This is a genomic window from Halorubrum sp. SD612, from assembly GCF_002135005.1.
On record NZ_NEWI01000175.1, the window covers coordinates 1 to 4,586 of the forward strand.

A 4,586-nucleotide genomic window follows, 5' to 3' on the forward strand; every position below is an offset into this window, starting at 1 on the left:
GACCAGGGGGGCGTCGCCGCCCACGTCGCTCCCGGGCTCCATCGAGGAGTGACAGGCGAGCCCGTCGAGCTGGCCCGACTTGAACCGGGCCGCCACGTCGATCCGGACCTCCTTCGACAGCGAGCCGTGGTGGAGCTCGATCTCGGTGGGGTCGGCGGCGTTCGCGTCCCCGCCGCGCTCGGCCGCCTCCCGCTCCTTCTCCGCGAGCGTCTTGAACCGCGAGCCGAGCGCCTCGGCGGTCTGTCGCGTGTTGACGAAGATCAGCGTCGACTCGTGGTCCGCGACGATCTCGCGGATCGTCCGGACGTGACTCGCGGTCGTCTCGTCGACCGCGAGCTCGCCGGCGAGCGTCGCGTCGCGGTCGGTGATCTCCGGGTCGAGGACCCGCACGTCGGTCCGCGTCCCGGCCGCGACCTCGACCGTCTCGAACGCGCGGTCGCCCTCGCGGTCCGGGTCGCGCCTTCCCGCGCCGACGAGGAACCGCCCGACCTCCTCGGGGTCGCCGACCGTCGCCGAGAGCCCGACGCGCTGGAACGGTCCGGCGACGCGGCGGAGCCGTTCGAGCCCTATCGTGAGCTGGGCGCCCCGCTTCGCCGAGGCCAGCTCGTGGACCTCGTCTATCACGACGTGCGCCACGTCTTCGAGGGCGACGCGCATCTTCGAGCCGGTCAGGATCGCCTGGAGGCTCTCCGGGGTCGTGATGAGCACGTCCGGCGGGTCGTCCGCCTGCTTCGAACGCTCGTACTGGGTCGTGTCGCCGTGGCGCACCGCGACCTCGACGCCGAGCGTCTCGCCCCACCACTCCAGCCGGTCCATCATGTCGCGGTTGAGCGCGCGGAGGGGGGTGATGTAGAGGGCCGAGATGCCCTCGCGGGGCCGGTCGCCGGGCGCGTTCCGGGCGTCGACGATCGCGTCGAAGACGGGGAGCATCGCGGTCTCCGTCTTGCCGGTGCCGGTGGGGGCCAAGACGAGGGCGTTCCGCCCCGCGGCGAGCGGCGGGATCGCCTCGCGCTGGGGCTCCGTGGGGGTGGTGAACCCCCGGTCCGAGAGCGCCTCGCGGACCTCGCTCCCGAGGTGCGCGAACGCGTCCATCCCCGACGGTTCCGCCATTCTGTGATCGGTTTGGATTGGGCGCTCGGGCGATTAAGCCCGTCGCTATGCGAGGTCGGCCCGAGTGCGACCGGGTCTCGGCCGCCCCCGCCCGGCCCGTCTCGCGCTCAGTCGGCGAGGGGAAGTTCGACGGTGAACACGCTCCCGGTCGGATCGTTGTCCGTCACCCACACGTCGCCGTCGTACTTGTCGACGAGCGTCTTGACGAGGTACAGGCCGATCCCGGTTCCGCCGCTCTCCAGTCCCTTCTCGCCCTCCTGAAAGATCTGCTCTTTGTGATCGTCCGGGATTCCGGGCCCGTTGTCGGCGATCGAGACGCACACCGCGTCGTCCGACAAACTGGTCGAAACCGTGATCTCGGCCACCTGCTTGTCGTTGTGGACGACCGCGTTCGTCAGCAGATTCCGGAACACCGCCTCCAGCAGGTCGTCCGCCAACACCGTCACGTCCGGGATCGACCCGTCGACGGTGACCGCGGCGCGGTCCTCGTCCGACCGGACCTGTTGGATCTGCCCGGTGAGCTCGGTCCGGAGGCGCATCGGCGTCCTGTCGCCTCCGGCCTGTAACAGCACGTCCGTGACGTCTTTGGCGGTCTCCGTGATTTCGGCCGCCTGCCGCGCCGCGCCGATGACCGTCCGCGCGTACGTTCGACTCCGGTCGTCCGGGAGCGAGTCTTCGAGCAGTTCGGTGTACGACTCGACCACCATCAGCTGGTTTCGGATGTCGTGGCGAACGACCTGGTTCAGCAGCTTGAGGTTGTCCCGCTGCTCTTCGAGCGTCTGCTCGTACCGCTTGAGGTCGGTGACGTCGCGGGCGTATCCCAACACGGCGTCTTCGCCCGTTTCGGCGATCTGGTAGGGGATCTTCGTCGTCTGGAGGATGCGCGTCTCCCCGGCCGCCGTGGTCAGCGTCTCCTCGCCGACGTTCTTCGGTTCGCCCGACTCGATCACCTCCAAGTCGTCCTGTCGGAACGCGTCGGAGTCGTCGGCGTCCGGAATGATCTCTCCCTCGGTTTTGCCCTCGACCTCCTCGGGCGACAGCCCGTACGCCGCCGCGGTCGCCTCGTTGGCCAAGAGGTACTCGCCCTCGCGGTCCTTCACGAACACGAGGTCCGGCACGAGGTCGATGACCGTCCGCAGATCCTCGCGCGTCGACTCGAGGGCCATCTCGTACCGCTTCCGCTCGGTGATGTCTTGAAACAGTCCCAGCGCCCCGACGACCTCTCCCGCGTCGTCGAACTGCGGATCGCCGATCGCCCTCACCCACCGGGTCCGTCCGGTCGCCGTGACGATCCGCAGTTCGAGGTCGTACGACTCGCCCTCCTCCGTCAGCCGCTCGAACGCCCGTTCGATCGCGTCCCGGTCGTCCGGGTGATAGAACTCTATTCCGTCTTCCAGTTCCACCGTCTCGTCGGTCGGCACCTCGTGGATCCGGTACACCTCGTCGCTCCACGTGAGCGACTCGCCGATCAGGTCGACCTCCCACCACCCGATCGACGCGCTCTCTTGGGTGCGTTCGATGAGGGTTCGCGTCCGCTCCAGCTCCGCCTCTCGACGCTTCTGCTCGTGGACGTCGAGGTGGATGCCGACCGCGCGGACCGGCTCCCCGTCGCCGTCCCGCTCGACGACCTTTCCGATGTCGCGGACCCACTTCCACTCCCCCGACGCGGTCCGCATCCGGTGTTCCGCGTCGTAGTACTCGGTCTCGCCGGCGACGTGGGCCGACAGGGCGTCTTCGACCGCCGCGAGGTCGTCGGGATGGACGCGGCGCTCCCACGCGTCGAGGCGGGGTTCGATGTCGTCGAGCGAGTGGCCCAGCATCGCCGCCCACTGGTCGTTGAACTCGACCTCGTCCGTGGTCATGTCCCAGTCCCAGACCCCGATCTGCGCCCCCTCGACCGCGAGTTCGAGCCGGTCTTTGATCCGCTGGACCGTTCGCTCCCGCTCCTTCTGTTCCGTCACGTCGCGGGCGACGCCGACGACCCGCGTCACCGACCCGTCCTCGACGACCGGGCTCAGCCGCGTCTGCCACTCCTTCGGCCCCTCCGGCAGCGCGAGCGCCTCCTCGTACTCGATCGTCTCGCGGGCCTCGACGCAGCGGCGGTAGTTCTCTGCGACCGACGCCCCCTGCTCGTCGCCCAGCAGTTCCCGCGGCGTCTTGCCGCGGATCTCTTCCAGCGAAATTCCGGTGAGTCGCTGGTGCGACGCGTTCGTCCGCCGGAAGCGAAAAGCGTACCCCTCGTCTCGGTCTTCGACGTCGATCAGAAAGACCGCGTCTTCCATCTCACAGAAGACCGTCTCGTAGACGCTCCTGTCCTCGTTTCCGACCGCGAGATCGGGCCCGGACTCGGAGGGCGGCCCCTTTCGATTCTCCATGCGTCATAGTTAGACAGCCGATATGTAATCGATTCCGATCCGGGGGTCTCGCCCCCGCTACGTCACGCCCCCCTCGTTCGTCGCGTACGCCTCGTGCGCGCCCGATTCGAGGATCGCCTCGACCTCGTCGACGACTTCCAGCACGTCTGCGAACGAGGTGTACGGGGCCGCCGGACAGACGCGCACCACGTTCGGCGGGCGGAAGTCGACGACGACGCCCCGGTCTTTGAGCGCCTCGCTCAGGCGCTCGGCGTCGGGGTGTTCGAGTGCGACGTGGCCGCCGCGGGCGTCGTGCTCTCGCGGCGTGCCGACCGAGACTTCGGGAAGCCGGTCGTCGACGAGGGCGATGAGGAAGTCGGTCAGGGCGAGCGACTTCTCCCGCAGACGCCCGATCCCCGCCTCCCGGAGGAGCTCGACGGACCCCTCCAGCGGCGCGGCCGCGAGCAGCGGCGGCGTGCCGATCTGCCACGCGCCCGCCGAGTCGGCCGGGGTGTAGGTCATGTTCATCTCGAACTGGGTCTCCTTCTCGTGGCCCCACCACCCCGCCAGCGCGGGCGTGAGCCCGTGGTGGCGCTCGGCGACGTACAGCGCGCCGATCGACCCCGGCCCGGCGTTGAGGTACTTGTACGTGCACCAGACCGCGAAGTCGACGCCCGCCTCGTCGAACTCGTGGGGGACGGCGCCCGCGGAGTGGGCCGCGTCGAAGCCGGCGTACGCGCCCGCCTCGTGGGCCGCCGCGGCGATCCGCTCCACGTCGAACAGCTGGCCGGACCGGTACAGCGCGGTCGGCATCCAGACGATCCCCACGTCGTCGTGGGCCGCCAGCGCGGCCTCGACGTCGCGGGGGTCGATCGTCCGCCCGTCGCGGCTCGGCACGACGCGGAGCTTCTCGTCGGGGTCGACCCCGCGCTGGCGGAGCTGCGCCCGGATCGCGTAGTGGTCGGAGGGGAAATCGAGCTCGTTGACGAGGACCGCGGGGTCGGCGTCGGAATCGCCGCCCGGCGCCCACGTCCCGTCCGCGGCCGCGACCCCCTCGCGATCCGGGCCGTTCCCGGCGACCAGCCCCTCCAGGCAGGCGCCCACCACGGCCGTGATGTTCAC

3 protein-coding genes are annotated in these 4,586 nt (G+C 69.9%); all 3 read right to left on the bottom strand.

The features are described 5' to 3' along the window. A partial coding sequence (locus B9G38_RS14340; RefSeq protein WP_198945707.1) for a DEAD/DEAH box helicase occupies positions 1–1,110 on the bottom strand: 1,110 nt, incomplete at its 3' end. A 107-nt stretch (positions 1,111–1,217) separates the two neighbouring features. Continuing rightward, positions 1,218–3,485, bottom strand: a complete 2,268-nt coding sequence (locus B9G38_RS14345) for a PAS domain-containing protein (RefSeq protein ID WP_086220821.1) — start codon at positions 3,483–3,485, stop codon at positions 1,218–1,220. Positions 3,486–3,542: 57 nt separating this feature from the next. Continuing rightward, a partial coding sequence (gene kynU / locus B9G38_RS14350; protein ID WP_086220822.1) for a kynureninase occupies positions 3,543–4,586 on the bottom strand: 1,044 nt, incomplete at its 5' end.